The 26,121-nt window shown below is 63.6% G+C and carries 24 protein-coding genes; 9 read left to right on the forward strand and 15 right to left on the reverse strand.

The features are described 5' to 3' along the window. Positions 1-8: 8 nt before the first annotated feature. From DJFAAGMI_RS17190 to DJFAAGMI_RS17200, 3 genes are all read right to left on the reverse strand, one after another. On the reverse strand, positions 9-575 hold the full coding sequence (locus DJFAAGMI_RS17190; protein ID WP_211458064.1) for a HutD/Ves family protein: 567 nt from the start codon (positions 573-575) through the stop codon (positions 9-11). 137 nt (positions 576-712) lie between these two features. Next, positions 713-2,434: a urocanate hydratase gene (gene hutU, locus DJFAAGMI_RS17195; protein ID WP_211458065.1), complete on the reverse strand. Its 1,722-nt coding sequence runs from the start codon at positions 2,432-2,434 to the stop codon at positions 713-715. A 31-nt stretch (positions 2,435-2,465) separates the two neighbouring features. Next, on the reverse strand, positions 2,466-3,938 hold the full coding sequence (locus DJFAAGMI_RS17200) for a purine-cytosine permease family protein (RefSeq protein WP_211458066.1): 1,473 nt from the start codon (positions 3,936-3,938) through the stop codon (positions 2,466-2,468). A gap of 145 nt (positions 3,939-4,083) precedes the next feature. Here DJFAAGMI_RS17200 and hutC (DJFAAGMI_RS17205) point away from each other — a divergent pair, with 145 nt between their 5' ends. Beyond that, the gene (hutC, locus tag DJFAAGMI_RS17205; protein ID WP_211458067.1) at positions 4,084-4,800 is read left to right on the forward strand and encodes a histidine utilization repressor; all 717 of its coding nucleotides are present in this window, start codon (positions 4,084-4,086) and stop codon (positions 4,798-4,800) included. A 93-nt stretch (positions 4,801-4,893) separates the two neighbouring features. On the opposite strand, the gene hutH is transcribed toward hutC (DJFAAGMI_RS17205), so the two are convergent. From hutH to DJFAAGMI_RS17235, 6 genes are all read right to left on the reverse strand, one after another. Beyond that, positions 4,894-6,453 carry a histidine ammonia-lyase gene (gene hutH, locus DJFAAGMI_RS17210; protein ID WP_211458068.1) on the reverse strand — a complete coding sequence of 520 codons (1,560 nt, stop codon included), beginning with the start codon at positions 6,451-6,453 and terminating at the stop codon, positions 4,894-4,896. A gap of 67 nt (positions 6,454-6,520) precedes the next feature. Then, entirely contained in the window at positions 6,521-7,288 is a 768-nt protein-coding gene (gene hutC, locus DJFAAGMI_RS17215; RefSeq protein ID WP_003059699.1) for a histidine utilization repressor, read from the reverse strand. Between the two features lie 10 nt (positions 7,289-7,298). Next, on the reverse strand, positions 7,299-8,078 hold the full coding sequence (locus DJFAAGMI_RS17220; RefSeq protein ID WP_034375140.1) for an ABC transporter ATP-binding protein: 780 nt from the start codon (positions 8,076-8,078) through the stop codon (positions 7,299-7,301). Continuing rightward, positions 8,078-8,941: an ABC transporter permease gene (locus tag DJFAAGMI_RS17225; RefSeq protein WP_043002909.1), complete on the reverse strand. Its 864-nt coding sequence runs from the start codon at positions 8,939-8,941 to the stop codon at positions 8,078-8,080. Before DJFAAGMI_RS17225 ends, DJFAAGMI_RS17220 begins: the two co-directional genes overlap by 1 nt. A gap of 17 nt (positions 8,942-8,958) precedes the next feature. Continuing rightward, positions 8,959-9,927 carry an ABC transporter substrate-binding protein gene (locus DJFAAGMI_RS17230; RefSeq protein ID WP_034363122.1) on the reverse strand — a complete coding sequence of 323 codons (969 nt, stop codon included), beginning with the start codon at positions 9,925-9,927 and terminating at the stop codon, positions 8,959-8,961. 262 nt (positions 9,928-10,189) lie between these two features. Next, entirely contained in the window at positions 10,190-11,122 is a 933-nt protein-coding gene (locus tag DJFAAGMI_RS17235; RefSeq protein WP_080757769.1) for a LysR substrate-binding domain-containing protein, read from the reverse strand. On the opposite strand from DJFAAGMI_RS17235, the gene DJFAAGMI_RS17240 reads away from it, so the two are divergent. The 8 genes from DJFAAGMI_RS17240 to DJFAAGMI_RS17275 all read left to right on the forward strand — a co-directional run bounded on the left by DJFAAGMI_RS17240 (position 11,101) and on the right by DJFAAGMI_RS17275 (position 21,519). Next, positions 11,101-12,390, forward strand: a complete 1,290-nt coding sequence (locus tag DJFAAGMI_RS17240) for a CaiB/BaiF CoA transferase family protein (protein WP_211458069.1) — start codon at positions 11,101-11,103, stop codon at positions 12,388-12,390. The two genes, DJFAAGMI_RS17235 and DJFAAGMI_RS17240, sit on opposite strands and share 22 nt — an antisense overlap. Before the next feature lie 32 nt (positions 12,391-12,422). After that, positions 12,423-13,571 carry an acyl-CoA dehydrogenase family protein gene (locus DJFAAGMI_RS17245; RefSeq protein WP_211458070.1) on the forward strand — a complete coding sequence of 383 codons (1,149 nt, stop codon included), beginning with the start codon at positions 12,423-12,425 and terminating at the stop codon, positions 13,569-13,571. Positions 13,572-13,617: 46 nt separating this feature from the next. Then, on the forward strand, positions 13,618-14,352 hold the full coding sequence (gene hutC / locus DJFAAGMI_RS17250; protein ID WP_249334493.1) for a histidine utilization repressor: 735 nt from the start codon (positions 13,618-13,620) through the stop codon (positions 14,350-14,352). 137 nt (positions 14,353-14,489) lie between these two features. Next, a complete protein-coding gene (gene recQ / locus DJFAAGMI_RS17255) occupies positions 14,490-16,400 on the forward strand; it encodes a DNA helicase RecQ (RefSeq protein ID WP_211458071.1) in 1,911 nt (636 codons plus the stop codon). Between the two features lie 249 nt (positions 16,401-16,649). After that, positions 16,650-18,023 carry an aspartate aminotransferase family protein gene (locus DJFAAGMI_RS17260; protein ID WP_012836646.1) on the forward strand — a complete coding sequence of 458 codons (1,374 nt, stop codon included), beginning with the start codon at positions 16,650-16,652 and terminating at the stop codon, positions 18,021-18,023. 189 nt (positions 18,024-18,212) lie between these two features. Then, the gene (locus tag DJFAAGMI_RS17265) at positions 18,213-19,274 is read left to right on the forward strand and encodes a GNAT family N-acetyltransferase (protein ID WP_211458072.1); all 1,062 of its coding nucleotides are present in this window, start codon (positions 18,213-18,215) and stop codon (positions 19,272-19,274) included. Then, entirely contained in the window at positions 19,271-20,170 is a 900-nt protein-coding gene (locus DJFAAGMI_RS17270; protein WP_211458073.1) for an arginase family protein, read from the forward strand. Before DJFAAGMI_RS17265 ends, DJFAAGMI_RS17270 begins: the two co-directional genes overlap by 4 nt. Before the next feature lie 47 nt (positions 20,171-20,217). Next, entirely contained in the window at positions 20,218-21,519 is a 1,302-nt protein-coding gene (locus tag DJFAAGMI_RS17275; RefSeq protein WP_211458074.1) for an SAM-dependent methyltransferase, read from the forward strand. 75 nt (positions 21,520-21,594) lie between these two features. Here DJFAAGMI_RS17275 and DJFAAGMI_RS17280 read toward each other — a convergent pair whose 3' ends face one another. The 6 genes from DJFAAGMI_RS17280 to DJFAAGMI_RS17305 are packed head-to-tail and all read right to left on the reverse strand — an operon-like array spanning position 21,595 to position 26,120. Continuing rightward, positions 21,595-22,812 (reverse strand): DegT/DnrJ/EryC1/StrS family aminotransferase, encoded by a 1,218-nt coding sequence (locus tag DJFAAGMI_RS17280; protein ID WP_211458075.1) that lies wholly within the window; start codon positions 22,810-22,812, stop codon positions 21,595-21,597. Position 22,813: 1 nt separating this feature from the next. Then, positions 22,814-23,200: a DMT family transporter gene (locus tag DJFAAGMI_RS17285; RefSeq protein WP_003069549.1), complete on the reverse strand. Its 387-nt coding sequence runs from the start codon at positions 23,198-23,200 to the stop codon at positions 22,814-22,816. 12 nt (positions 23,201-23,212) lie between these two features. Beyond that, a complete protein-coding gene (locus DJFAAGMI_RS17290; RefSeq protein WP_003071857.1) occupies positions 23,213-23,581 on the reverse strand; it encodes an EamA family transporter in 369 nt (122 codons plus the stop codon). After that, positions 23,574-24,482, reverse strand: coding sequence for an alpha/beta hydrolase (locus tag DJFAAGMI_RS17295; RefSeq protein ID WP_211458076.1), 909 nt, complete (start codon positions 24,480-24,482; stop codon positions 23,574-23,576). Before DJFAAGMI_RS17295 ends, DJFAAGMI_RS17290 begins: the two co-directional genes overlap by 8 nt. Beyond that, the gene (locus DJFAAGMI_RS17300; RefSeq protein WP_211458077.1) at positions 24,479-25,192 is read right to left on the reverse strand and encodes an MtnX-like HAD-IB family phosphatase; all 714 of its coding nucleotides are present in this window, start codon (positions 25,190-25,192) and stop codon (positions 24,479-24,481) included. The genes DJFAAGMI_RS17295 and DJFAAGMI_RS17300 overlap by 4 nt, the downstream gene beginning before the upstream one ends. Beyond that, positions 25,185-26,120, reverse strand: coding sequence for an HlyD family secretion protein (locus DJFAAGMI_RS17305; RefSeq protein ID WP_211458078.1), 936 nt, complete (start codon positions 26,118-26,120; stop codon positions 25,185-25,187). The genes DJFAAGMI_RS17300 and DJFAAGMI_RS17305 overlap by 8 nt, the downstream gene beginning before the upstream one ends. Position 26,121: the final 1 nt, after the last annotated feature.

The raw sequence follows: 26,121 nt of genomic DNA on the forward strand, positions 1-26,121 counted from the left end.
CTCCTGTTTCAGGTGTGCGCTGTCAGGCTGACCAGGATCAGCCTGGCATCCTCGCCCTGCGCCACCAGCGGCTCGGCCCCTGTACTGCTCCACCACAGGCCCTGACCGGTCTCCAGTACCCGGCCGTCGGCAGCTTTCCAGCTGCCCTGCAGCACCATGCACAGACCCGCAGCGCTCAGCCCCGCCTCGGCCTGCCCGGCGAGCAGCTCCAGCCGTGCCGACCATTGTCCACGCCGGGTCATGACATTGAAATCGCTGGACGGCCCGCCCTGCAGATCGCAATCGAGAGCCGTATCGCCCGAAAAGGCGAAGGGCTGCCAACGATCAGTCAATGCGTGCTCGATCTGGCCCTGGACGCTGTGCAGCCGCACCCCGTCGCCATCGAGCAGCATGATCTGGCGGTCTATGCCCGGGAATGCCGAAAACGGGCCGGCCTGGGCAATCGTGGCCACGCTCACGCGCCAGCCAAAGCTGTCCATGCCCGCGCCCTGCGGCCAGCAGGCAATCTCGCGCGTACTGCCGCCCCCGTTCTTCCAAGGGCTGGGCGCAATCTGGTTCAGGTCAAAGCGTTGCATCGAAGACTGTTGTGAGTGAGACAGAAGCTCAAAAAACAAGCACGCCCCAGGTGCGGGACGCCCAGCAAGGGCCGTCCCGCAGCAAAGGGCGTCGTCCCCCTGGGGGGAAGCGGCGCAGCCGCTCAGGGGGGACGACGTTACTTAACCATCGGCAAGTTGAGCCCATGACGCTTGGACGCTTCCACGGCAATCTCGTAGCCTGCATCGGCATGGCGCATCACGCCGGTGGCGGGATCGTTCCAGAGCACGCGGTTCAGGCGGGCCGCAGCCTCGTCCGTACCATCGGCCACGATCACAACGCCGGCGTGTTGCGAGTAGCCCATGCCCACGCCACCGCCGTGGTGCAGGCTGACCCAGGTGGCGCCGCCCGCCGTGTTGAGCAGGGCGTTGAGCAGCGGCCAGTCGGAGACGGCGTCGGTGCCGTCCTTCATGGCTTCGGTCTCGCGGTTGGGGCTGGCCACCGAGCCGCAGTCCAGGTGGTCGCGGCCGATCACGATGGGCGCCTTGAGTTCGCCGTTCTTGACCATTTCATTGAAGGCCAGGGCCGCCTTGTGGCGCTCGCCCAGACCCAGCCAGCAGATGCGCGATGGCAGGCCCTGGAAGGCGATGCGTTCCTTGGCCATGTCCAGCCAGCGGTGGGTGTGCTTGTTCTCTGGGAACAGCTCCTTGATCTTGGCATCGGTCTTGTAGATGTCCTCGGGATCGCCCGACAGCGCCACCCAGCGGAACGGGCCCTTGCCTTCGCAGAACAGCGGACGGATGTAGGCGGGCACAAAGCCGGGGAAGTCGAAGGCGTTCTTCACACCTTCGTCCAGGGCCACCTGGCGGATGTTGTTGCCATAGTCCACCGTGGGAATGCCCATGGCCTGGAAGTCCAGCATGGCCTGAACATGCTGGGCGCAGCCCTGGGCGGCGGCCTTCTTGAGCGTGGGGTGCTGGCCGGGGTCGGCCGCAGCGGCGCTCCATTGCTCCACGGTCCAGCCCACGGGCAAATAGCCGTTGATCAGATCATGGGCGGAGGTCTGGTCGGTCACGATGTCGGGACGGATGCCTCCTGCCTTGGCGCGCCTGACCAGCTCGGGCAGGACTTCGGCCGCATTGCCCAGCAGCGCGATGGAGACGGCCTCGCCCTTTTCGGTGTGATGCTTGATCAGGGCCAGCGCGTCGTCGATATCCTTGGCCTGCTTGTCCACATAGCGGGTGCGCAGGCGGAAGTCGATGCTGGACTGCTTGCATTCGATAGCCAGCACGCAGGCGCCGGCCAGCACGCCGGCCAGCGGCTGGGCACCACCCATGCCGCCCAGGCCGGCGGTAAGAATCCACTTGCCGGTCAGGTCGTTGTTGTAGTGCTGGCGGCCGGCCTCGACAAAGGTTTCGAACGTGCCCTGCACGATGCCCTGGGCACCGATGTAGATCCAGCTGCCGGCCGTCATCTGGCCGTACATGAACAGGCCCTTCTGATCGAGCTCGTTGAACTTCTCCCAGTTGGCCCACTTGGGCACCAGGTTGGAGTTGGCCAGCAGCACGCGCGGCGCATCGGGGTGGGTCTTGAACACGCCCACGGGCTTGCCCGACTGGATCAGCAGCGATTCGTCGGCTTCGAGCTTCTTGAGCTGGGCCAGGATCTCGTCATAGCACTCCCAGTTGCGGGCCGCGCGGCCGATGCCGCCGTAGACGACGAGCGCCTTGGGATTCTCGGCCACATCCGGGTCCAGGTTGTTCTGGATCATGCGATAGGCCGCTTCGGCGAGCCAGTTCTTGCAGTGCAGCTCGCTACCGCGAGGAGCGCGGATTTCTCGGCTGGCGTCGTAGCGGGGGTCTTGCTTGGCCGCGCTGATGATGGCGTCGTTGGCGTTCATGGTCGTATCCTTCAAGAATGGGTGGGAGGATTCAGCCGGCTTGCACGGCGTAAGTGGCACCAGCAAAGTTCCTGTCTGCGCCTGTGGTAGCGGCAGGAGCCGGGCTGGGGTAAATCATCTGGCCGGGCACGTTCATGCTTCTCCTGGCCAGCGGGTAGTAGACGAGCGAGGTGACGATCAGGCTCACGATCCAGGAGATGTCGGCACCGTTCATGGCCTTGGCCAGCGGGCCCACATACATGGCCTGGTTGATGAAGGGAATCTGCACCACAACGCCCATCACATAGCAGGACAGGGCCGTCCAGTTGTAGGCGCCATAGCGGCCCTGGCTGTCATAGAGCGCCGGGATGTCCACTTTTTCCTTGGAGACCAGGTAGTAGTCCACCAGATTGACGGCGCTCCAGGGAACGAAGACGGTGAGCAGCAGCAGCACGAAATTCTTGAACGTGGCCAGGAAGTTGGAGCTGGCCAGCAGGGCCACCAGCACCGTCACCAGCACAAAGCCCAGGATGTAGAGCAGGCGCGATGTCGCGGTGAACTGCGTTTTCCGGTTGAAGGCGCTGACCGTTGTCAGCACGGTCATGAAGCCGCCATAGGCATTGAGGCAGTTCACGGTGAGCTTGCCGGTGACGATGACCAGGTAGATCACCACCGCCAGCGGGCCAGCCAGTTGGCCCATGAAGCCGACCTGGTTCTTGATGAAGTTGGCGCCCAGGGCGGCGACCAGCACACCGAAGGTCATGGCCAGCTGCGAGCTGATGACGCTTCCGCTGAACGTGGTCCAGAAGGTGGCGGCGGTCGAGGTCTTGGTGGGCAGATAGCGCGAATAATCGGCCACATAGGGGGCAAACGTCATCTGCCAGCCTGCCGACAGGGCCATGGCCGTGAGAAAGCTGACCCAGGTGAAAGGCTTCTGGCCGAACGCAGAGACCACATCGAACTGGTGGCACAGCTGCCAGGCCAGATAGCCAAAGCCCAGAATGCCGACCACGGTGGAAATGCGCCCCACCACATGGATGAGCCGGTAGCCCACCACGGCGACCAGGGCCGTGAGCGCACCGAAGATGATGATGCCGACCGCAGGGCTGTGGAAACCGAACATCAGATTGATGGCCTGACCCGAGAGCACGGTGCCCGTGGCGGCGAAGCCCACATACATCAGGATCACCAGCACCAGCGGCAGGGCCGCGCCCTTGACGCCGAACTGCACGCGGCTGGAGATCATCTGGGGCAGACCCAGACGCGGCCCCTGGGCCGAGTGCAGCGCCATGACGATGCCGCCGAGAATGTTGCCGATCAAAAGACCGAGGATGGCGGTCATGGCTTCGGCGCCGAACACCACGGCCAGGGCGCCGTCCACCACCGCCGTGATCTGCATGTTGGCACCGAACCAGAGAGTGAACTGGCTGGAGGGCGTGCCGTGGCGCTCGCTCTCCGGAACCATGTCGATGGTTCTGCTCTCGATGGCGCCAGAGGAACCCAGCGTTGCTGTATCAATACTCATGAAATTGCTCCGTCAATCCCTCTGGATGTCTCTTATATGTCCGAACAACTTTCAGTAATTTCCATAAAGTTGTCTATACGAATTTTGTGATTTACTCCTGCCAACGTCAATCATCTAGACAGCTTTTCTAATCCGAACAAACCCTATGTCGCGAACCGATACCACCGCCGCCGTACCTGCGTTCCAGCGCATCAAAGACCATGTGCTGCAGCAGATCCACAGTGGCGTATGGCAGGAAGGCCAGGCCATTCCCAGCGAGGCTGCGCTGGTCAAGCAGTTCAATGTGGCGCGCATGACCGTCAACCGTGCCTTGCGCGAGCTCAGCGACGAAAAGACACTGACGCGTGTCCAGGGCTCGGGCACCTTCGTTGCCCAGCAGAAGTACCAGGCCACTCTGGTCGAGCTGCGCAATATCGCCGACGAAATTGCGGCTCGCGGCCACCGCCATCGGGGGGAGCTGCAGCGTCTCGAGCGCAGTAAGGTCGACACCGCCCTGCTGCGCCAGTTCGAGCTGAACGCCGCCCCCCATCTGTTTCACTCCGTGGTCGTGCACTTCGAAAACGATGTCCCCATCCAGGTCGAAGACCGCTATGTGAACCCGGCCGTGGCTCCCGACTATCTGAGCCAGGACTTTGCAAGCCAGACGCCGAATGCCTATCTGGTGCGCGTGGCTCCGCTGCAGGGCGTGAGTTTCTCCATCGAGGCGAGCATGCCCACGCCAGAGGTGGCGGAGCTTTTGCGCATGGAGGTCACCGAACCCTGTCTGGTGCTGCGCCGCAGAACCCGCTCCCAGGGCCAGGTGGCCTCGGTTTCGGCCCTGTGGCACCCGGCATCGCGCTACCAGTTCGCGGGCAGCTTCTGACCCGCCGCCCCGGAAAGCGCTGCCGGAATGCTGCCCTGCCGCAGCGAGAACCGCTACTGCCCGATGCTTGCGGCGTGACGACATGGCGCTGGCTCAGGCCGCGTTGCTCGGCAGAATGCTCTGCAACACCTCGGGCCAGGCGGTTTCCAGCGCCCACAGTCGCATGATTTCGATATCGGGCGCCAGGTAGCGGTCCTTGTCCAGATAGGGCACCTGACTGCGGATCAGCGCGTACTGCTCCTCGATCAGCGGCGAGCTCTTGAGTCGGCGGTCGAAGTCCATGCCCTGGACTGCTGCCATGGCCTCCACACCCACGATCACCGCCGTGTTCCTGGCCATGTCGGCCAGGCGACGCGCACCATAGGTGGCCATGGAGACATGGTCTTCCTGGTTGGCCGAAGTGGGCAGACTGGTCACGCTGCTCGGGTGCGCCAGACACTGGTTTTCGGCCGCCAGGGCGGCTGCCGTGACCTGGGCAATCATGAAGCCCGAGTTGACGCCGCTGTCCTCGATCAGGAAGGCCGGCAGGCGCGACAGTCCGGTGTCCAGCAGCAAGGCCATGCGACGTTCGGAGATGGCGCCGATTTCAGCGATCGCCAGGGCCATGATGTCGGCCGCAAAGGCAACGGGTTCGGCATGGAAGTTGCCGCCCGAAATCACGTCGCCGTTGTCGAACACCAGCGGATTGTCCGAGGCGGCATTGGCTTCTATGACCAGCACGCGCGCAGCATGGCTGAGGTTGTCCAGACAGGCACCCATGACCTGCGGCACGCAGCGGATGGAATAGGGATCCTGCACACGTCCGCAATTGGGGTGCGAGGGATCGATGGCACTGCCGTCCAGCAGGGAGCGCACGGCGGCGGCCACGGCAATCTGCCCCAGCTGGCCTCTGGCCTCGTGAATGCGCGCATCGAAGGGCTTGATGGAGCCCTGTATGGCTTCCAGCGTCAGGCAACCGGCCACCAGGCCTGCGGCCAGAACGCTTTCAGCCTGGAACAGACCCGCCAGCGCCAGCGAGGTGGAGACCTGGGTGCCGTTGAGCAGTGCCAGCCCTTCCTTGGGGCCCAGCACAAAGGGCTCCAGGCCGATATGTTTCATGGCTTCGCGGCCGGAGACGAGCTTGCCGTCCACCTTGGCCTGCCCCTCGCCGATCAGCACGCAGGCCAGGTGCGACAGCGGCGCCAGATCGCCCGAAGCGCCCACCGAACCCTTGGAGGGAATCACGGGCAGGACATCGGCATTGGCCAAAGCCAGCAGCGCGTCCACCAGCGCTGTGCGGGCTCCCGAATGCCCGCGGGCCAGACTCACGGCCTTGGTGGCCAGCACCAGGCGCACCACATGGTCCGGCAGCGGATCACCCGTGCCCACGCTGTGCGAAAGCACCAGATTGCGCTGCAACTCGGCCAGACGCTCATGCGCGATCTTGGTCGAAGCCAGTTTGCCGAAACCGGTGTTGATGCCGTAGACCACCTGGTCTTCATCGACGATGTGCTGCACATGCGCTTCGGCCTTGCGCATGGCGCCATAGGCGGCCTGCGCCATGCTGAGCTGCACGCCGCCGTCCTGAATGCGGCGCAGCTGAGCCAGCGTGAGCTCGCCGGGATGCAGTTCCAGTTCGGAGTTCGAGAGCTCTTGGGTGGTGGTAGTGTTCATGGCTATACCTGTCTATACAGTCAAGAGAAACAAAAACGTACTGAGGGATTCAAGGGCCTGGCCGGGATCAGCCGCCGTGCACTGAATCGGTTCGGAAACGGCTACCGAGTCGGTAGCGCATGCCTGGATGCACGCAATGCACCCAGGTGATCGGGACGCCGCGCAGCCAGGTACGGCGCGTGAGCATCAGGCAAGGCTGGTCGATAGCCATCTGCAGCAGCCGGGCCTGTTCGGCCGTCGGCAAGATCGCATCGACCACATGTTCGATCTGGTCGTACTGCACATTGCGCACCAGATAGACCGAGGGCTGCACGGCAGAGAAATCCTGGTCCATGAAGTCAGGGACCAGGCGGGGGTTCACATAGCGGTCTTCGATCTGGACCGGCAGCTCGTTTTCGAAGTGCACGCCGTGCAGATGAAAGACCGAGGCGCCGACTGCAAGATCCAGCGCCGCAGCGACTTCGGGCGAGGCGGACTCGCGGCGCATGTCGAGCAGCTCGAAGCGGTGATCATGGCCGCGCTGGGTGATCTCTTCACCGATATTGGCAATGCGCAGCAGTGTCGATTGCGGCTTTTCTTCGGCCACGAAGGAGCCGACCCCCGCCACACGCACGATCACGCCCTGCTCGGCCAGCTCGCGCAGTGCGCGGTTCACCGTCATGCGCGCCACGCCGAACTCGTTGACCAGTTCCTGCTCGGAAGGCACGCGCGCACCGGCCGCCAGCGAGCCGTCGCCGATCTTGCGCAGTACATGGTCCTTGACCTGCTGATACAACGCGAGCGGCATCTGGGCTGCAGGAGCCGTTTTGCGCTGGGCAGGATCTCGGACATTCATGATGCAGGCCTCAGTGAGCAGCCGCAGCCAGTGACTCGGCGCGAATCTCTTCCGTCAACCGGGCCTTGAGCTCCATGAACTCGGGCGAGGTCTTGACGGTGTAATGCCGAGGGTGCGGCAGATGGACCGGAATGTCCGCCTTGATGCGGCCCGGACGCGCGCTGAACACGGCCACGCGATTGGCCATGAAGATGGCTTCATCGATATCGTGTGTCACGAACATCACCGTCTTGCGTTCGGCCTCCCAGATGCCCAGCAGCAATTCCTGCATCAGCACCCGGGTCTGGTTGTCCAGCGCACCGAAGGGCTCGTCCATGAGCAGGATCTTGGGGTCGTTGGCCAGCGCACGCGCGATCGCCGTGCGTTGCTGCATGCCGCCCGACAGCTGCTTGGGATAGTGATTCTCGAACCCGCGCAGGCCCACCTTGGCAATGAAGTAGTCGCTGCGCTCTTTCTGGACGGCTTCGCTCACACCTTTCTCGCGCAGCCCGAAGCGGATGTTCTGAGCCACGGTCAGCCAGGGGAACAAGGTATAGCTCTGAAACACCATGCCGCGGTCGGCACCGGGCTCCTGCACCAGCTTCCCGTCCAGCAGCACCTGCCCCGTCGTCGGGAAATCCAGACCCGCAACAATGCGCAGCATCGTCGATTTGCCGCAGCCGGAGGGCCCGAGAATGGTCACGAAATCGTTCTCCCGGACCTCGAAATCCACCGGCAGCAGCGCCTGTGTGCTGACGCCTTTGTGGCTGGTGAAGGTGCGCGAAACGCCTTGAATGGACAGCTGGTTCATCACAGGGAACTCCATTCGAACATGCGACGGTTGACGGTTTTGAAGATGAAATCCGACACCAGACCGATGAGCCCGATGATGATGATGCCGAAGATGATCTGTCCGGTATTGAGCAGTGCCTGACTGTCGGTGATCATGTGTCCGATGCCCGAGGACGAGCCGATCAGCTCGGCAACGATCACATAGGTCCAGGCCCAGCCCAGAACCAGGCGCAGGGTTTCAGCAATGCCCGGTGCGGCACCGGGAATCAGCACCCGCTTGACGATGCCGGTATTGCTGGCGCCCAGGGTATAGGCGGCCTCCACCAGGTCCTTGCGCGCACCGCCTACGGTCACGGCCACCATGAGGGTGATCTGGAACACGGAGCCGATGAAGATGACCAGCAGCTTCTGGGCCTCGCCCACGCCGGCCCAGAGGATCAGCAGCGGAATAAAGGCCGAGGCGGGCAGGTAGCGGCAGAACGAGACAAAGGGCTCGAAGAACGCCTCCACGGGCTTCCAGGCCCCCATGGCAATGCCCAGCGGCACGGCCACGATGCTGGCCAGGATGAAGCCGCCCATGACGCGCCATACGGTCATGCCAATGTCATGGTGAAAGTCGAACTCCGTGAACAGCAGAATGCCTTCGCGCAGCATCGTCAGCGGGCTGGCGAGAAAGGTCGGCGAGACCAGTCCGCCAAAAGTGACGGCCGACCAGATCAGCAGGAACAGCAGGAAGAAGCCTGTGCCCAGCAGCCATTTGGCCTTGGGGCTGACAGGCTCCAGAGGGGCCATATAGCGCCGGCGAGCCGGCCTCACGGAAGGCGATGCCACCTGAACCGATGCGGGTGATGCAGACTTGATAGAAGGTGATACCGCTTCCATGTGCAACCTCTTTGCGCTTACTTGATGAAGCTGGCGTCGTACATGACGCCGTAGTTCTCAGGAATGCTGCGAATCACGCCGGCTTCCTTGAGGATGGCGGCAGACTCCTTCATGAAAGGCAGCAGATCGCTGGCAAAGAACTTCTGGTTGGCCTCCTTGTCCGACCATTTCAGAAAGGCTGCCGACTTGCCGAACTGCTCGCCGCTTTGCTTGACGGCCGCGCCCATGATTTCGTAGCTCTTTTCCTTGTCGGAGTTGATCATGGCGATGGCATCGAAGTAGGACTGGGTCAGCGCCTTGGCGGCTGCCGTGTTGGCCTTGAGCCACTTGGGATCGCAGCCCACGGTATCCATCACCATCGGGTAGTCGATGGTGGTGGCCAGAATCTTGCCGGCGCTGGGGTTGGCGCGCACCGTGGAGAGATAGGGCTCATAGGTCATGGCCGCATCGTTCTGCCCGGAGACAAAGGCCTGGGCCGCAGGCTGGGGCTCCAGCGACACGGTCTTGATGTCCTTCATGGTCATGCCGTTCTTGTTCAGCATCCAGGCCAGACCGAAGTAGGGAGCCGTGCCCGGTGCGCTGACGGCGACGGTCTTGCCTTTCAGATCGGCGAAGTTCTTGACGTCGTTGCGCACGGCAATGCCATCTGCGCCATAGGACTTGTCCATCTGGAAGATCTGCACAATGGGCACGCCATTGGTGTTCCAGGCCACATGCGTCTCCACGGTGGTGGCGGCGCATTGCACGGCACCCGAGGCCAGAGCCAGATGCCGGTCCTTCTGGGGAATCATCTTGATTTCGACATTAAGGCCGTTCTTCTTGAAGATCCCGGCCTTGTCCGCAAGCGTCAGCGGCGCGAAGCCTGTCCATCCCGACATACCCAGGACGATCTTGGTCTCCTGAGCCGCTGCATGTTGTGCAGCAGACACTAGAACGGTTGCGGCTAATGCCAGTTGCCAGATTGGAACGCGACGTGTCGATTTCATGGGACTCTCCTCGGTCGATGCCAGAGCAGTTCGGTTGTTGATGCGGACTTCAAGCCTTGCACGACAGTGCAGACAGCGAAGTTTGCGATTGCTGATTGAACATGTATATACAGGCTTACCCGAGCGTCATAGTTGCCGCATTTCCCAGCTGTATAGACATGAGTCAACAATCCACAAGAGCAAGCTATGTGCCAACTCGCTCGCCCAGAGACCGCGTCCGCCGGCTCCTGAGGACGCGCACCAAAACAGCACCCGCGTTGCGCTAGTCGGGTGCAATCACGCTTTTTGCCACGGTCAGAAATGGTGCAATCAGCGCCGAAGCATTGCTCCTGGGTACCGACAGCACCACGGCCTGCTTGGCGACGCGGCCCTTGATTCTTTTGCAAACCAGCCGCTTGCCGTCGTGGGTTCGGTCGACCACCGGCCGCGTGGTCAGAACGCTGACGCCATGCCCGTTGGCGACCATGGAGCGGACAAGCTCTATCGACGCCAGTTCATAGTTCACCGTGGGAACCACGCCCGCTTCCCGAAACAGCGAGAGAAAGTACTCGCGGCTCTGCGGCAGGTTGATCAGCAGCAACGGCGACTGGGCCAGCTCCGCCAGGCTCACGCTGGGCGCCGCAGACAGGGCATGCCTGGCAGGCAGCAAGGCATAGGGCGGCAATGCGGCAACCGGGTGCATGGTCAGCAGAGGGCGGGCCAGGCCCAGGTCATATTGCAATGCGGCATGGATCTCCCCGCGCTCCACTTGCCGCGTCAGGGAGGCGATGTCCCCTTCGATCAGCTCAATGTCTATGGACGGGTGGCGCTTTTGCATCTGGGTGAGCAACTGCGGAATCCACAGCGCGCCCAAAGTGCTCAGAAAGCCCAGCCTCAGCGTGCCGGAAACCGCCTGCTTGCGTGGCTCCTGAAGCAGTTGCGCTGCTTCGAGCAGGCTCAGGGCCTCCCGGCTTCTGGCCAGCCCGGCCGCGGTCAGATCCAGCCCGACGGCATGTTTGCGCACGAACAGCTGCTCGCCCCATTGGGCTTCGAGGTCGGCAATCGCCTTGGAGATGGAGGGCTGTGAAACATTGATGGCAAGCGCCGCCCTGGCCGTGCTGCCGTGGCGTGCCGCAGCCACGAAGTACTCCAGCTGTCGCAGATTTATCTGAATCAATTTTTTGAATCCAGTGAATGGGAAATGAATATTTTCCATTGATTCATGTTTTGGGCAGCATGCAGACATCGCTTCAGATCAACAGCGGGAATCCCATGCCTGAATCCACCGAAAAAACTGCCTCCCGTCCGCTGGACGGCATCCGCATCCTCGACTTCACCCGGGTTCTGGCGGGCCCCATGTCCACGGCCTTGCTGGCCGATCTGGGCGCGGAAGTCGTGAAGGTGGAGCCGCCTCAGGGCGACGACTACCGCGCCATCGGCCCCATGAAGAACGGGCAAAGCGCCTTGTTCACGGTCATGAATCGCAACAAGCAAAGCCTGGTGCTGGACCTCAAGCATGCCGACGCGGTCGCCGTGGTGCATGAGCTGGCCCGGCAGGTCGACGTGGTGGTCGAGAACTTCAGGCCTGGCGTGGCCGAGCGCCTGGGCATCGGCCCCGAAACGCTGCGCGCCCTCAATCCCCGGCTGGTGTATGTCAGCGTCTCCGGCTTCGGCCAGACCGGCCCGCTGGCCCATCGCCCTGCCTACGACATCACTGTTCAGGCCATGAGCGGCCTGATGGAGGCCACCGGCGAGCCTCAAGGCGCGCCCACCCTGGTCGGCGAAGCGGTCAGCGATGTGGTTGCCGGCCTGTTTGCCTCCTGGGCGACACTGGCAGCCCTGCTGCAGGCGCAGAGAACCGGAGTCGGCCAGCATGTCGATGTCGCCATGTTCGACACCACGCTGAGCTTTCTGGCGACATCGATGTCGCGCTATCTATTCACCGGCCAGCCTGCGCGGCGTGTGGGCAACCGGCATCCGCTCTCGGCGCCGTTCGGCGTCTACAGGGCACGTGACGGCCATTACGCCCTGGCCGTGCTCAACAAGAAGCTGTTCGATGCCACCGCAGCCGCCATGGATCTGCCCGAGCTGGCCAGCGATCCGCGCTTTGCCAGCGACGAAGCCCGCTCGACCAACGAACCCGCCTTGCGCGCCGCGCTGGAGAGCTGGAGCACGCAGCACGATGTGGCCGATGTGGTCGCGCGGCTGGAGAGCGCAGGCGTTCCCGCTGCCCCCATCTGGAATATCGAGCAGGCCCTGAGTTCCGAGCAGATCCGCTCGCGTGGCCTGCTCTGCGAGGTCGAGGACGAACGCCTTCCGGGCCTGCGGCTGCCGACACAGCCCGTGCATTTCAACGGCGCTCTGCCCAATCGTGCGCAACGCGCACCGGCACTGGGCGAACACACGGAGCTGCTGCTGCAAAGCTGGCTCGGTCGCAGCACGGACGCCATTGCCGCCTTGCGCGAAGCAGGCGCCCTGGGTTGATTTTGATAGCAAGAAAACAAGGAGAGACCGCCATGTCAATGATTCGTCTGGGCGCGACCGAAGAAGATCAGGCCGTTGCCGATGCCGTTGCACGCTTTGCCGAGGAAACCCTGGCGCCCTTGGCCCAGGCCATGGACGAGGAAGCCTTTTCCGCCACGCGCCATGTGCCCGGCCTTTCCGCGCTGGGCGTGATGGGCATGAATCTGCCGGAGCGCTTCGGTGGGCCGGGCGTCACCCCCACCGCCATGCTGATGTCGCTGGTCGCCATCTCGCGTGCCTGTGCAGCGACCTCGTCCATGATCGGTGCCCACTACCTGGGCACGGATGCCGTTCTCATTGGCGGCGATGACAGCCAGCGTGAGCAATGGCTGCCGCGCTGCGCCAGCGGGGAATGGCTGGCGGCCTTCGCGTTGACCGAGCCGCGTGGCGGCTCTCACCCTGCAGACATGCGCACCCGGGCCGTGCGCGACGGCGACGACTATCTGATCACGGGCGTCAAGCACTTCATCTCGAATGCGGCAGAGGCCCGCTTCATGGTGGTCTTCGCCAAGACCGATGCGGAGGCTGCGGCACGCGGTGTCAGCGCCTTCATCGTGCCGCGCGAGCTGCCCGGCATACAGATTTCGTCGCCCGAAAAGCTCATGGGCATCCGCGGCGGCCATGCTTTTGAAGTTTCGCTGGACGGCGTACGCGTCCCGGCGGCCAATCGCCTCGGCGCCGAGGGCACCGGCTTCAAGACCGCCATGAAAGTGCTGGACAACAGCCGCCTGGACGTGGCGGCGACCTCTCTTGGCATCGCTGAGGCCGCGCTCAAGGCGGCGGCCGACTGGGCCAACCAGCGCCTGGTGGGCGGCGAACCGATCGCCAACAAGCAGGGCATACAGTTCAAGCTTGCCGACATGAAGCTGCGCCTGGAAGCTGCCTGGGGCCTGACCATGCAGGCCCTGGCATTGCGCCAGCAGGGCCAGCCCTTCACCCAGCAGTCGGCCATGGCCAAGCTGTTCGCCTCGGAGATGGTGAGCTTCGTGACCGACGAGGCGCTGCAGATCCATGGCGGCTACGGCTATACCCGTGAAATGCCGCTGGAGCGCTATGTGCGCGACGCCCGCATCCTGCGCATCTACGAAGGCTCTTCCGAGATTCAGCGCACCATCATCGCGCGCTCCGTATTGAACGCATAGAAAGGCGCAGCGGCATCCGGCCGGATTTGCTGGTGTAATCCACTCCATGGACAAACACTCTTCCATGTCGCTGCACGGGAAAATTCTCACCGAGATCGAACAGAACATTCTCAGTGGCCGCTGGCCGCCCGGCTATCGCATCCCGTCGGAGATGGAGCTGACCGTCCATTACCAATGCTCGCGCATGACGGTGAGCAAGGTGCTCAACAAGCTGGCAGAGGCCGGTCTGCTGGTGCGCAAGCGCAAGGCCGGAAGCTTTGTGACGCGCCCACAAACCAGCTCTGCCGTGCTCGAGATCCCCGATCTGCGCCAGGTGGTGCTGGGCATGGGGCAGGAGTATTCGAGCAGGCTGCTCGGCCGCACGCAGCGGCGCAGCACGCGCGAGGACATGGAGGCCATGCGCATGGTCCGGCCGGCCTCCATCGTCCATGTGCTGTGCCTGCACATGGCGGGATCCCGGCCGTTCTGTATCGAAGACCGCCTGATCAATCTCGAATCCGTGCCGGACGCCGAGCACGAGCCGTTCACCGAACACAGTCCCAGCTCCTGGATGGTCAACCATGTGCCCTGGAGCTCGGCCGAACATCGCATTCGCGCCGAGGCCGCCAGCGAGGAAACCGCCGGCCTGCTGGAGATCAAGCCCGGCTTTCCCTGCCTGGTGATCGACCGCCGCACCTGGACCGGGCAGCTGCCCATCACCTTTGTGCGCCTGACCTATCCCGCCGACCTCTACGAGCTGGATGCGCATTTTTCGCCCTCCACCATAGGGCAGGCCGGTTGATTGCGCATAACCCGGCCCGGGCAGCGCGTCGGGTCGCGGCGCACAATAGGGCCAGTCCTGATGCTTGCATCTGAGGTCAAATCCGCCTCAAACACATACACAGCAAGCGCTACCAGCTATCGATTCAAGAGTACCCGGTGTCTTCCGCGCAATCCATTCTGCAAGCCGTTTTTGGCTACGAGCAATTCCGTGGCCCCCAGCAGGCCATCGTCTCGCATGTCATCAACGGCGGCGATGCGCTGGTGCTCATGCCCACGGGCGGCGGCAAGTCGCTGTGCTATCAGGTCCCGGCCATTGCGCGCCAGCAGCTCGGCCATGGCGTGACGATCGTGGTCTCGCCGCTGATCGCGCTCATGCACGACCAGGTCGGCGCACTGCATGAGGCCGGCATCAGCGCCGCCTATCTGAACTCCACCCTGAGCTACGACGAGACGCAGGAGGTGGAGCTGCGCCTGCAAAGCGGCGACATCACCCTGCTCTACGCCGCGCCCGAGCGCCTCAACACACCGCGTTTTCTGGGTCTGCTCGACGACCTGCATGCCCAGGGCAAGCTGTCGCTGTTCGCCATCGACGAAGCGCATTGCGTGAGCCAGTGGGGACACGACTTCCGCCCCGAATACCGCGCGCTGAGCGTGCTGCACCAGCGCTATGCCGAGGTGCCGCGCATCGCGCTGACGGCCACTGCCGATGCGCTGACGCGCGCCGACATCATCGAGCGCCTGCAGCTGGAAGAAGCCCAGCATTTCATCAGCAGTTTCGACCGCCCGAACATCCGCTACAAGATCGCCGAGAAAAAGGACGTCAGCAACCAGCTGCTGCGCTTTATCGAGCGCGAGCACGAGGGCGAAGCCGGCGTGGTCTATTGCCAGTCGCGCAAGCGTGTCGAGGAGCTGGCCCAGACCCTGGTGCAAAACGGCATCAATGCCCTGCCCTATCACGCGGGCCTGCCCCAGGAAATGCGCCAGAACCATCAGGACCGTTTTCTGCGCGAAGAAGGCGTGGTGATGTGCGCCACGATTGCCTTCGGCATGGGCATCAACAAGCCCGATGTGCGCTTTGTGGCCCATGTGGACATGCCCAAGAACATCGAGGGCTACTACCAGGAAACCGGCCGTGCTGGCCGCGACGGCCTGCCCGCCGATGCCTGGATGGCTTACGGTCTCAGCGACGTGGTCAACCAGCGCCGCATGATCGACGAAAGCCCGGCCGAGGAACAGTTCAAGCAGGTGATGCGCGGCAAGCTCGATGCCCTGCTCGGTCTGGCCGAGGCCACGGACTGCCGCCGTGTGCGACTGCTGGCCTATTTTGGCGAGCAGTATGGACAGGAGCCGAGCCTGGATGGCAAGCCATTGCAGGCCGTTGCCCGCACCCATTGCGGCAACTGCGACAACTGCCTGGAGCCGCCCGCGCTCTGGGACGGCACGGATGCGGCGCGCAAGCTGCTGTCCACCATCTTCCGCGTGCACGAGGCCAGCGGCCTGACCTATGGTGCGGGTCACATCATGGACGTGCTGCGCGGCAAGGAGACGGACAAGGTCGCCCAGTACGGGCATGACAAGGTGTCCACCTTCGGCATCGGCAAGGAGTATTCGGAGCCGCAGCTGCGCGCCGTAATGCGCCAGTTGCTGGCCACGGGGGCCCTGGGCCTGCACAAGGTGGTGAGCGAGAACAGCGGCCATGTGTTTGACACCCTGTGTCTGGCCGCCGGCTCGCGTGCCGTGCTCAAGGGCGAGATACAGGTGCAGCTGCGCGAAGCCGTGGCCGCTTCACGCAGCAAGAAGCAGAGCAAGAAGTCTGCGGCCAATGCGGCGGCGGTCAATCTGGGCCCCGATGCACAGGTTCGCTTCATCAACCTCAAGGCCTGGCGCGCCGAAGTGGCCAAGTCTCACAATCTGCCGGCCTATGTGATCTTCCACGACGCCACGCTGGCATCGATTGCCGAACTCAATCCCCAGAGCCTGCAGGAGCTGCAGGGCGTGAGCGGCATGGGCACCAAGAAGCTCGATGCCTATGGAGCCGAGGTGCTGCGCGTGGTGGCCCTGGGCTGATCGGCCCGCCGCGGCGGCCTCCGCGCCACTTGGCCAGCCTGTGGCGACTCGGCCCCGGGGCCTTGGGCCTGCAGAAACCGCAGCGGGAGGGCTGCCATGCCGGTTTCAAGTCCTTGATGCCGCAGGAAGCCGGCAATAAGGACCTCTCCACAATTCCCACACAAATGCTCGACAGCCCGGAAATATTGCAAACGCACACTGCTGCCGCATACCGTTGACCGAATCCATTTTTGCGGAGCGCTTTCTGCTGTGATCAATACTGCCCAATTGCTGGCTGACGAAGCCAAATACTGCTCGTTTGGCGACACCGTCCACTACGTCAATCCTCCGAAGATCTTCACGGGCTGCGAAGGCAGCTATATGTACGACGATGCCGGCACGTCCTACCTCGATCTGCAGATGTGGTATTCAGCCGTCAACTTCGGCTACAAGAACAAGCGTCTTGAAGCCAAGATGATCGAACAGCTGCAGGAGCTGCCCCAGGTGGCCAGCCAGTATCTGCACCCCACCAAGATCGAACTGGCCAAGTTCATTGCCGAAGACGCCAAGGGCAAATGGGGCCATGACGGCCGCGTGCACTTCAACGTGGGCGGCGCGCAAGCCATCGAGGACTCGCTGAAGGTCGTGCGTAACGCCAGCGGCGGCAAGAGCCTGATGTTCGCGTTCGAAGGCGGCTACCACGGCCGTACGCTGGGTGCTTCCTCGATCACCTCCAGCTACCGCTATCGCCGCCGTTTCGGCCACTTCAGCGACCGAGCACAGTTCATCCCCTTCCCCTACCCCTTCCGTCGCCCCAAGGGCATGACGGCAGAGGAGTACGCGGAATCCATCGTGGCCGACTTCCGTCGCAAGTTCGAAAACGAATACCACGCGGTCTGGGACCCCAAGACCAACCAGTGCGAATACGCAGCCTTCTACATCGAGCCCATTCAGGGCACCGGTGGCTACGTGATTCCGCCGGCCAACTTCTTTACCGGCCTGAAGAAGGTACTGGACGACCACGGCGTACTGCTGGTGGTCGATGAAATCCAGATGGGCTTCTGGCGTACCGGCAAGCTGTGGTCGGTGGAAAACTTCGGCATCCAGCCCGATGTGCTGGTGTTTGCCAAGGCCCTGACCAATGGTCTGAATGCGCTGTCCGGCCTGTGGGCTCGCGAAGAGCTGATCAACCCCACGGTGTTCCCGCCCGGCTCCACCCACTCCACCTTTGCCTCCAACCCGCTGGGTACGGCCCTGGGCCTGGAAGTCATGAAGATGACCCACGAGATGGACTTCGGTCGTCAGGTGCGCGAATCGGGTGCCTACTTCCTCGAAGGCCTCAAGGAGCTGCAGAAGCGCCACAAGGAAATCGGCGATGTGGACGGTCTGGGCCTGGCACTGCGTGCCGAAATCTGCACCGAAGACGGCTTCACGCCCAACAAGGCGCTGCTGGACAAGATGGTGGACATCGGCCTCGAAGGCGGCCTGGAGTACCAGGGCCAGAAGCGCGGCCTGGTGCTGGACGTGGGCGGCTACTACAAGAACGTGATCACCTTCGCTCCGTCGCTGATGATTTCGCGCAGCGAGATCGACGAAGCCATGGTGCTTCTGGATCAGTTGCTGACCAAGGCCAAGAAGGCCTGATTCCCCGAAACGGCTTTGCCTGGGCGGCCCCGCCGCTTCCCCCTCTCTCTTCGGGAAGGGGACGACAGCCTCGCTGTGCGGCGGCGGGGGCCGCCCAGGTCTTGCTCGCTGTCTCTTGCTTGGGTTGTGCCAGTTTTCTGCGTTGCAGACACACTCAGGCGCCATCAAAACCGACTACAAAAAGGCGAAATGGCGACGGAAAATTTCCGCAACCAGCTCGAACCCAGTGGCTTGCTGCAGCAGTTCACCAACCATCCTCCAGAAGGCTTTGCCTTGCTGAAGGAATGGCCGGCTCCAGCATTCACCGCCCCCTTCGATTTGCTGACCACCGCAGATGACGCGCTCAAGGCGCGTCTTTTGTCGTGGCCGGGCGGCCGCTGGCTGAGCGCCAGGCTCAGGCTGACCACGGACTTCATCGGCACCACCGTCAGCGAATATGCGCCGCTGCCGCGCGTCGTGGATGCCGCGACGCTGGCCCGGCAACTGCGCGCCGTTGCGGGCCGGACCATGCTCACCATCGTCAAGGATCTGCCCCAGGCATCGCCCTTGCTAAGCGAGGAGGACAACTGCTTTGCGCAGGAGTTGGCTGACGCGCTTTCGGAGCAGGGGTTCATTGCCCTCGAAGGCCAGGCCCTGGCCTATGTGCCCATCAGCTTTGCCAGTGCGGACGAGTATCTGGCCGGCCTGTCCAAAAACCGCCGCAGCAGCCTCAGGCGCAAGCTCAAAAGCCGCGCACAGCTCTCCGTCCAGCGTATCCCTACCGGCGCTGCCTTTGCCGCTGATGCCCAGGTGGATGCCTACTATGCGCTGTTTGATGCGGTGTACGCGCAAAGCGACATTCACTTCGACAAACTCACGCGCGGCTTCTTTGCCGACTTGCTGCGCGATGCGGACAATGGCGGCATGGTGTTCGAGTATCGCGACGCGCAAAGCGATGCGCTGCTGGGCTGGAATCTGTGCTTCGAGCATGACGGCAGGCTGATCGACAAATACATAGGCCTGTCCTACCCCGCAGCGCGTGAGGCGAATCTCTATTTCGTGAGCTGGATGGTCAATCTCGAATACGCACTGGAGCGGGGTCTGTCCCACTATGTGGCGGGCTGGACCGACCCCGAGGTCAAGGCCCAGCTCGGCGCCAGCTTCACCATGACGCAGCATCTGGTCTTCATCCGCAACCCCTTGCTGCGCGCTTTGGGCCGGCGCTTTTCCGGTCTGTTTGAAAGCGATCGCCAGTGGAGTGACAAGCCATGATGCAACAAACACCTGTGGTGCTGGATGTCGACGGATCGGTTGGCCCGCTGACCCAGGAAAGGCGCTTGCCGCTCGCTGATTGGCAGGAGCTGGTGCGCTTTGGCTGCGGCCTGCGCAGCTTCAGGCGCTTCAGCCAGGCCATGCAGGAGCAGTTGCCCGCGCAGCACGGCACCGTGCTCATGGGCAGCGGCGACTTTCACCATCTGAGCTGGCCGCTGATCGAGCGCTGCATCGCCCAGAAGGACTTCAGTGCCAAGCATCCGCTGCGCGTGGTGGTGCTGGACAACCACCCCGACAACATGCGCTTTCCCTGGGGCGTGCACTGCGGCTCCTGGGTGCGGCGCGTGGCCATGCACCCCGCCGTGTCGCAGGTCCATGTGGCAGGCATTACCTCGCAGGACATAGGCTCGGCACACGCCTGGGAAAACTATCTGCGGCCGCTGCGCGCCGGCAAGCTCACCTACTGGAGCTGCGGCGTGGACACCGGCTGGGCCAGGCGCGTGGGCGCGGGCAAGGCGTTTCGCAGCTTTGCCGATATCTCGCAGCTGGTACAGGCGCTGTCCAGCCATCTGCATGACTGGCCGCAGGACACCTATCTGAGCATAGACAAGGATGTGTTCGCCGCCGAAGTCGTGCGCACCAACTGGGACCAGGGCCGGATGCTGGAAGAGCAGGCCGTGCAGCTGATCGATGCGCTGCGCGGACAGATCGCGGGCAGTGACATCACGGGCGACGTGTCGTCATGGCACTATGGCACCTGGTGGAAACGACTGATGAGCGCAGGCGACGGCCAGGACACACAGATTGACGCCGCTACGCTGGCCGGCTGGCAGGCCGGGCAACATGCATTGAACCAGCGGCTGATACAGCGCATAGCGCTCAGCAGCACGAGTTAGAGCGATTTCACCGACCACTTTTCAACACTTCGCTTCAAGGAGCTGACATGCTGGATCGGTTGACCGAAAAATTGCTGCAACACGCATTTGCACCTCTGGTCACCACGGGACGGCTCGAAGTCATCACTCCTTCAGGAAAGGCGCTGATCTTCGGCGACGGCGGCCAACCCCAGGCGCGCCTGCGCTTTGCCGACAGACGCGCCGTCCTTGCGCTGCTGCGCGACCCCGACCTCAACTTTGGCGAGCTGTTCATGCAGCAGCGCCTGCTGGTCGAGCAAGGCACGGTCTACGACGTTCTGGAGCTGGTGCTGCGCGGTGCCAGGCATGTGCCCGTCAGCGCCACGGTGCGCGTGCTCGATGCCTGGCGCATGAAGCTGAGGCCCTTGCTGCAGAACAATCTGCGCGGCAAATCGCGTGCCAACGTGGCGCATCACTACGATCTGGACGACCGGCTCTATCAGCTGTTTCTCGACAGCGAGCGCCAGTACTCCTGCGCCTATTTCGAGCAGGGCAACGAAGACCTGGAAACGGCACAGCTGGCCAAGAAGCGCCATATCGCCGCCAAGCTGCTGATCGAGCCGGGCCAGCGCGTGCTTGATATCGGCTGCGGCTGGGGCGGTCTCTCGCGCTATCTGGCCGAGGTGGCCGGCGCCGACCATGTCACCGGCATCACGCTGTCCACGGAGCAGCTGGCCGGCGCGCGGTCCAGGGCCTCGCAGTCCATCCATGGCGAGCGGCTGGAGTACCGCCTGGAAGACTACCGCGATACCCAGGGCCCCTTCGAGCGCATCGTCTCGGTCGGCATGTTCGAGCATGTGGGCACGAGATTCCATGACGCCTTCTTCCGCAAATGCCATGAGCTGCTCAGCGAGGACGGCGTGATGCTGCTGCACTTCATCGGCAACAGCGATGTGCCCGACTTCAACAATCCCTGGATAGAGCGCTACATCTTTCCCGGCGGCCATATTCCGTCGATGTCGGAATTCACGCCGGCCATCGAGCGCGCGGGGCTGGTGATCTGCGATATCGAGGTGCTGCGCCTGCACTATGCCCAGACCCTGCGCCTTTGGCGCGAGCGCTTCATGGCACGCCGTGCCGAAGCCGCAGCCCTGTATGACGAGCGCTTCTGCCGCATGTGGGAGTTCTATCTGTCGATGTCGGAAACCGCGTTCCGCTACCAGGACATCGCCATCTTCCAGGTTCAGCTGGCGCGCAGGCAGGATGCCGTGCCGCTGACGCGCGACTATGTGCACCAGCGCGAAGGGACACTCAAAAGCAGGGAGGCGGCCCTGGGCCTGACCGCACCATCCATGGCGGGCGCTGCAAAAATCAAAGCATCTACCGCTTGACTGGTATCGATTTCAACATCAAAAAGGCTTGAAATCTTTTCATATCAAGCGCAACAAGCTATCGTTTCCTAAACATCAGGCATGCTGAACCACGGACCGGAGGTGGCCCGCCAGTTGGGCAAACCGTGCCTCATCCAGCCACGGGCTGTTGCTGATGGCCAGCAGGCGCTGCGCCCAGTCACGCGCCTGGCCGACGGTGTCGCCCCGCGCAGCACCCAGCACATGGTCGTAGCGGCCATAGTCGGGCAGCGCATGGACAAAGGGCAGGGACAGACCCCAGCCACTACCCCAGTGCGCGCGCAGCACAGCGTCCCTTGCCTGCTGGCTGGGCATGCGCAGCAGGATCACCGGCCACACGCCCTGCGCCCCGGGAACGGCATCCTGCACGACTTCCAGCCCGCAGGCCTGCAACCGGGCGATGCGCAGACCGGCCTGCTCGGAGGTCTGTTGCTGAAATGCTGCCAGCCGCCGCAATGCCTTGGCACCCACGCTCTGGCGCCAGCGCCCAAGACGGTGCTGAGGAATGAGATCGTCGAAGTCATCGCCTGCGGCCTCTATCCAATCACCGCGGGACAGTGATTTCTCCAACGGCTTGCCATACGCCATGCGCAGCCCACAGGGCCGGTAGAGCATGGCATAGCCCAGCAGCTCGATGCTGCGGCGCAGCTCCCACCACGGGCTGAGGCGCGTGGCGGCGCCGGCGGCGTGCAGCGCGGCACGCATGGAGGGCTCGCGTGCCATCAGCACGCCGCCTTCAAAAGTGCTCAGCCCCTTGCCGACGGCCAGGCTGAAGAAACCGATATCGCCCTTGAGGCCAACCGAAGCTGCATCGCAGCGTGCGCCCAGCGCCTGGGCCGCATCCTCGATCACATAGGCACCCACGACACGCGCGCATTGCAGGGCGGCATCCACATCGGCAACACGCCCGCACAGGTGGGTTGGCAGCACGGCCAGTGTCCGGTCGCTGCACAGGCGCTGCAGGCAGACCGGGTCCATGTCCAGCGCATCGGCGCGCAGATCGCACAGGCGCAGCTGCAGCCCGCACTGCGCAATCGCCAGCGCCACCAGCGGACAGGTATAGGCCGGCGCAACGACTTCGCTGCGCCCCGGACTGAGGGCCTGCAGGCTGCGCAGAGCCACCATCAGGGCCGAGGTGCCCGAGCATTCGAGCTGCACCGCCTCCACGCCCAGCCATGCGGCCAGCTGCGCTGCCAGGCTGCCCGCCCCCGAGGGCCAGAGATCGCCGAGCTGCAGTGGCAGGCCTGCCGTTGGCGGCACGGTGGGCTGGCGCATCTCAGGCAGCCTGCTCGGCCTCTGGCTTCTCGCTCACGGCCAGGCACATGATGCCGGCCACGATGAACAGACAGCCAATGATCTGCGGCCAGCCAATGGGCTCGTTGAACAGCCAGTACGAGATCGCCAGCACCGAGATGATCTCCAGATGCGAGGCGGCGAACGCCGGGCCGATGGGAGCGTGCTTGAGCAGGCTCATCCAGGTGAAAAAGGCCCCGATGTAGCCTACGAAGGCACCGTAGATCCAGGGCTGGCTGAACACGCGCAGCAGCCAGCCGGTCGAGAACTCCAGCGGCAATGCGGAATCACCGGCCTGCTTGAAGCTGAGCTGCGCCAGCGTGTCAAAGGCCATGAGTACCAGAAAGCCGACAATGTAAAAACGCTTCATAGCCGACGGCCCTCAATGCAATCCAACGATGGCCACGCCTATGGACACCAGCACGATGCCGGCCACGCGCATGGGCGCGAGCTTTTCACGAAACAGCACCCGGCCCAGAATCATGATGGCAACGATGTTGATCGAGCCCAGCAGCACCCCGTCCGACAGCGGCACCAGCGACAGAAACGCCAGCCAGACCAGAAACTCCGCGACATAGCAGGCAATGCCCACCCACAGCCAGGGCCTGGCCAGCATGAAGCGCCAGCGCTCCGTGCCATTGCGATGCCCGGGCTCACTGGCCGCGGCCTTGAAAGCCAGCTGTCCGCCACTGTCCACCAGCACATTGAGTATCCACAGCGTCACCACCAGGGGCGAGAGATCACTACCCATTCGCACCCCTGGCAGGCGCCGCCGAGCTGGCAATGCGCGCGATGAATTCGTTGAGTTTGGCAATCACGGTACGGCGCTCGCGGTCGATGGTGATCATGTGATAGCAATTGTCCAGCAGCACCAGCTCGACATGGGCGTTGACCGCGCCGCGCTGGATATCGTGGGCATTGCCGACCGAGGAAATATCGTCTTCCCGGGCATGAATGACCAGACAGGGCGAGCGCAGCTGCGCCAGTCGGGTCTGCACATTCGCAGACAGGGCGCGCAGCTCGATGACGCTCCACCAGGGATTGCCGGGCAGACCTGCGGCAGAGCTGTCGCCGCTGTTCATCTGCTCGACCACGCGCGCGCGCAAGGCCTCGTCCTTGATGCCATAGGGCGGCGCCTCCATGAAGACGCTGTTGCGACCGATGCCCAGCAGGCGGAACAGCGGCAGCAGGAACGCCAGCTTGGTATAGGCCGGAATGCTCCAGCCGTCATAGCGGAAGGTGGTGGACAGCGCACAGACGCCGGCCACCTTGTCGGGATGGCGCTCGGCCACGGCCAGCGACAGCAGCGCCCCCATGGACAGACCGCCGACCACCACATGGTCCACATGCAGCGAAAAGCGCTGCAGCCCCGACTCCACACTTGCCAGCCAGTCCGTCCAGCGCGCTGCCACCAAGTCTTCCATGCTGCCGCAATGTCCTGCCAGTTGCACCCCGTAGACCGTGAAGCCCTGCTTGTTCAGACCTTTGGCGAGCAGGCGCATCTCGGCCGGCGTGCCGGTCAGGCCATGAATCAGCAACACGCCCGTGCGGGCATTGCGGCCTTCGCCGGGCATGACGAACTCATGCGGCGTCACGCACAGCTGCTGCAAATCCGGCTGCTGCAGCAGCCCCAATCCATCGGCGGCATTCATGCAGTCTGCTCCATGCCGAGCAGGACCTGCTCCAGCAGCTGGGTGGCCTGCGCAAAATGCTCGAAGCGCGCATGGGCAATCCCCTGGCTCTCGCAATAGTCGATGAGCTTGTACTTGGCCAGCACAAAATCCGCCTTGCCGGAGACGCAGAAGTCCGACGTGCTGTCGCCGATATAGAGCACCCGCCCGTGCACCGCCTGCTGCTCGGCAAGGCGTTCGCACTTGCAGTTGCCGCTGGCTCGTGCGCAGCGATTGCTGGCCCAGGGCGAATCCAGTCGCCAGCTGCGCTCGCCCGTCTGCACCAGATGATTGGCGATGACTTCCAGATCCCCGAGACCATGGCGTGCGAGCACATGTCGAATCGCATAGTCGATGCCGTCGCTGACGACCTGCACCTTGATGCCATGAAGCCTGGCCTCGGCCACAAAGCCGGCAAAGTGCTCGTCGATCGCTATGCCGTCCAGATGGTTCTGCAGCTCGGCCTCGCTCATGTCCAGCAGGGCCACCTGACCCTTCATGCATTCGCGCGAGCCGATCTCGCCACGTTCCCAGGCGTCTTCCAGCTCCTGCCAGCCCGGCTTGCCAAAGCGGTTGAGCAGGGTATCGGTCACGTCCAGCAAGCTGATGGTGCCGTCGAAATCGCTTTGCACCATCCAGCCGGTCGAAGCTGTACCCGCAGGCGACGGGAAAATCTGAATGCGCTTATTCATGGAAACTGACCCTCACGTTCTGACCGACCTTGACATTGGCGGGCGGCTGGTCAAATGCCAGCACGCATTCCACAACTCTTACCGGGCCCCGCTGCGCGTCGTCCTGCAGCCGGGCCGTGCCGTAGACGGGACTGATGCGCAGCACGGTTGCAGCAGGAAGTTCCTGGCGGGCAGCGCTGCCGTCTGCGTCAACGACCACCTGGGCTTTCATGCCTTCGCGAATCGCCGTCACATAGCTCTCGTTGACTTCGGCCCGCACGATCAGGGGGCGCTTGGGCAGCAGCACCGCCACCGGGCTGCCGCTTTGCAGCATGCTGCCGCCCTGGGCCAGCAGGCGCACCACGACGGCGGCCTCGGGCGCACGCAGCTCGTGGCGCTGCAGCAGGGCCCGCAGCTGCTCTGCCTTGCGCTTGGCGACCGTGACTTCCGCAGCTGCAATATCCACTTCGGACTGTGCGTCGCGCAGGGCCTGCACGGCCTCGTCCACGCTCTGCAGATCCGCCGCGCCCTGTTTGGCTGCAGCCTGCCAACGCGTCAGCGTGGCCTTGAGCGCGGGCAGGCGATCCTGGCGCGTCTTGAGCTTGGTCTGTGCCAGCTGCAGCTCGGACTCCGCCACCGCCAGATCGGCACGCGCCGCATCGTCCGCGAGACGCAGCACCAGCTGGCCTTTCTGTACGCTCTGACCTTCCTTGACCAGCAATTGCTGCACCATGCCCGATGCGGTCGACGACAGATCGAGCAGACCGCCTTCGACGTCGATCTTGCCCCTCGCAACCGCCACCTGGCTTTGAGGCTTGGTCTGGGCTGCAGCCGGTGTGACCACGGAGGCCGCGTCCTGAGACGGAGAGCACCCGCCCAGCATCAGCACGGCCGCCGCCAGCAGCGGCGCGCCCGACACAATGCTGAGACGAAATGGGCTTGGGTTCATG

It is taken from the genome of Comamonas brasiliensis (assembly GCF_018292285.1).
GTDB classification, from domain to species: domain Bacteria; phylum Pseudomonadota; class Gammaproteobacteria; order Burkholderiales; family Burkholderiaceae_C; genus Comamonas; species Comamonas brasiliensis.

Coding starts and splice junctions, on each gene's coding strand:
- DJFAAGMI_RS17190 (WP_211458064.1), bottom strand. CDS start 575: ATGCAACGCTTTGACCTGAACCAGATTGCGCCCAGCCCTTGGAAGAAC.
- hutU (WP_211458065.1), bottom strand. CDS start 2,434: ATGAACGCCAACGACGCCATCATCAGCGCGGCCAAGCAAGACCCCCGC.
- DJFAAGMI_RS17200 (WP_211458066.1), bottom strand. CDS start 3,938: ATGAGTATTGATACAGCAACGCTGGGTTCCTCTGGCGCCATCGAGAGC.
- hutC (WP_211458067.1), top strand. CDS start 4,084: ATGTCGCGAACCGATACCACCGCCGCCGTACCTGCGTTCCAGCGCATC.
- hutH (WP_211458068.1), bottom strand. CDS start 6,453: ATGAACACTACCACCACCCAAGAGCTCTCGAACTCCGAACTGGAACTG.
- hutC (WP_003059699.1), bottom strand. CDS start 7,288: ATGAATGTCCGAGATCCTGCCCAGCGCAAAACGGCTCCTGCAGCCCAG.
- DJFAAGMI_RS17220 (WP_034375140.1), bottom strand. CDS start 8,078: ATGAACCAGCTGTCCATTCAAGGCGTTTCGCGCACCTTCACCAGCCAC.
- DJFAAGMI_RS17225 (WP_043002909.1), bottom strand. CDS start 8,941: ATGGAAGCGGTATCACCTTCTATCAAGTCTGCATCACCCGCATCGGTT.
- DJFAAGMI_RS17230 (WP_034363122.1), bottom strand. CDS start 9,927: ATGAAATCGACACGTCGCGTTCCAATCTGGCAACTGGCATTAGCCGCA.
- DJFAAGMI_RS17240 (WP_211458069.1), top strand. CDS start 11,101: ATGGGAAATGAATATTTTCCATTGATTCATGTTTTGGGCAGCATGCAG.
- DJFAAGMI_RS17235 (WP_080757769.1), bottom strand. CDS start 11,122: ATGGAAAATATTCATTTCCCATTCACTGGATTCAAAAAATTGATTCAG.
- DJFAAGMI_RS17245 (WP_211458070.1), top strand. CDS start 12,423: ATGTCAATGATTCGTCTGGGCGCGACCGAAGAAGATCAGGCCGTTGCC.
- hutC (WP_249334493.1), top strand. CDS start 13,618: ATGGACAAACACTCTTCCATGTCGCTGCACGGGAAAATTCTCACCGAG.
- DJFAAGMI_RS17265 (WP_211458072.1), top strand. CDS start 18,213: ATGGCGACGGAAAATTTCCGCAACCAGCTCGAACCCAGTGGCTTGCTG.
- DJFAAGMI_RS17270 (WP_211458073.1), top strand. CDS start 19,271: ATGATGCAACAAACACCTGTGGTGCTGGATGTCGACGGATCGGTTGGC.
- DJFAAGMI_RS17275 (WP_211458074.1), top strand. CDS start 20,218: ATGCTGGATCGGTTGACCGAAAAATTGCTGCAACACGCATTTGCACCT.
- DJFAAGMI_RS17280 (WP_211458075.1), bottom strand. CDS start 22,812: ATGCGCCAGCCCACCGTGCCGCCAACGGCAGGCCTGCCACTGCAGCTC.
- DJFAAGMI_RS17285 (WP_003069549.1), bottom strand. CDS start 23,200: ATGAAGCGTTTTTACATTGTCGGCTTTCTGGTACTCATGGCCTTTGAC.
- DJFAAGMI_RS17290 (WP_003071857.1), bottom strand. CDS start 23,581: ATGGGTAGTGATCTCTCGCCCCTGGTGGTGACGCTGTGGATACTCAAT.
- DJFAAGMI_RS17295 (WP_211458076.1), bottom strand. CDS start 24,482: ATGAATGCCGCCGATGGATTGGGGCTGCTGCAGCAGCCGGATTTGCAG.
- DJFAAGMI_RS17300 (WP_211458077.1), bottom strand. CDS start 25,192: ATGAATAAGCGCATTCAGATTTTCCCGTCGCCTGCGGGTACAGCTTCG.
- DJFAAGMI_RS17305 (WP_211458078.1), bottom strand. CDS start 26,120: ATGAACCCAAGCCCATTTCGTCTCAGCATTGTGTCGGGCGCGCCGCTG.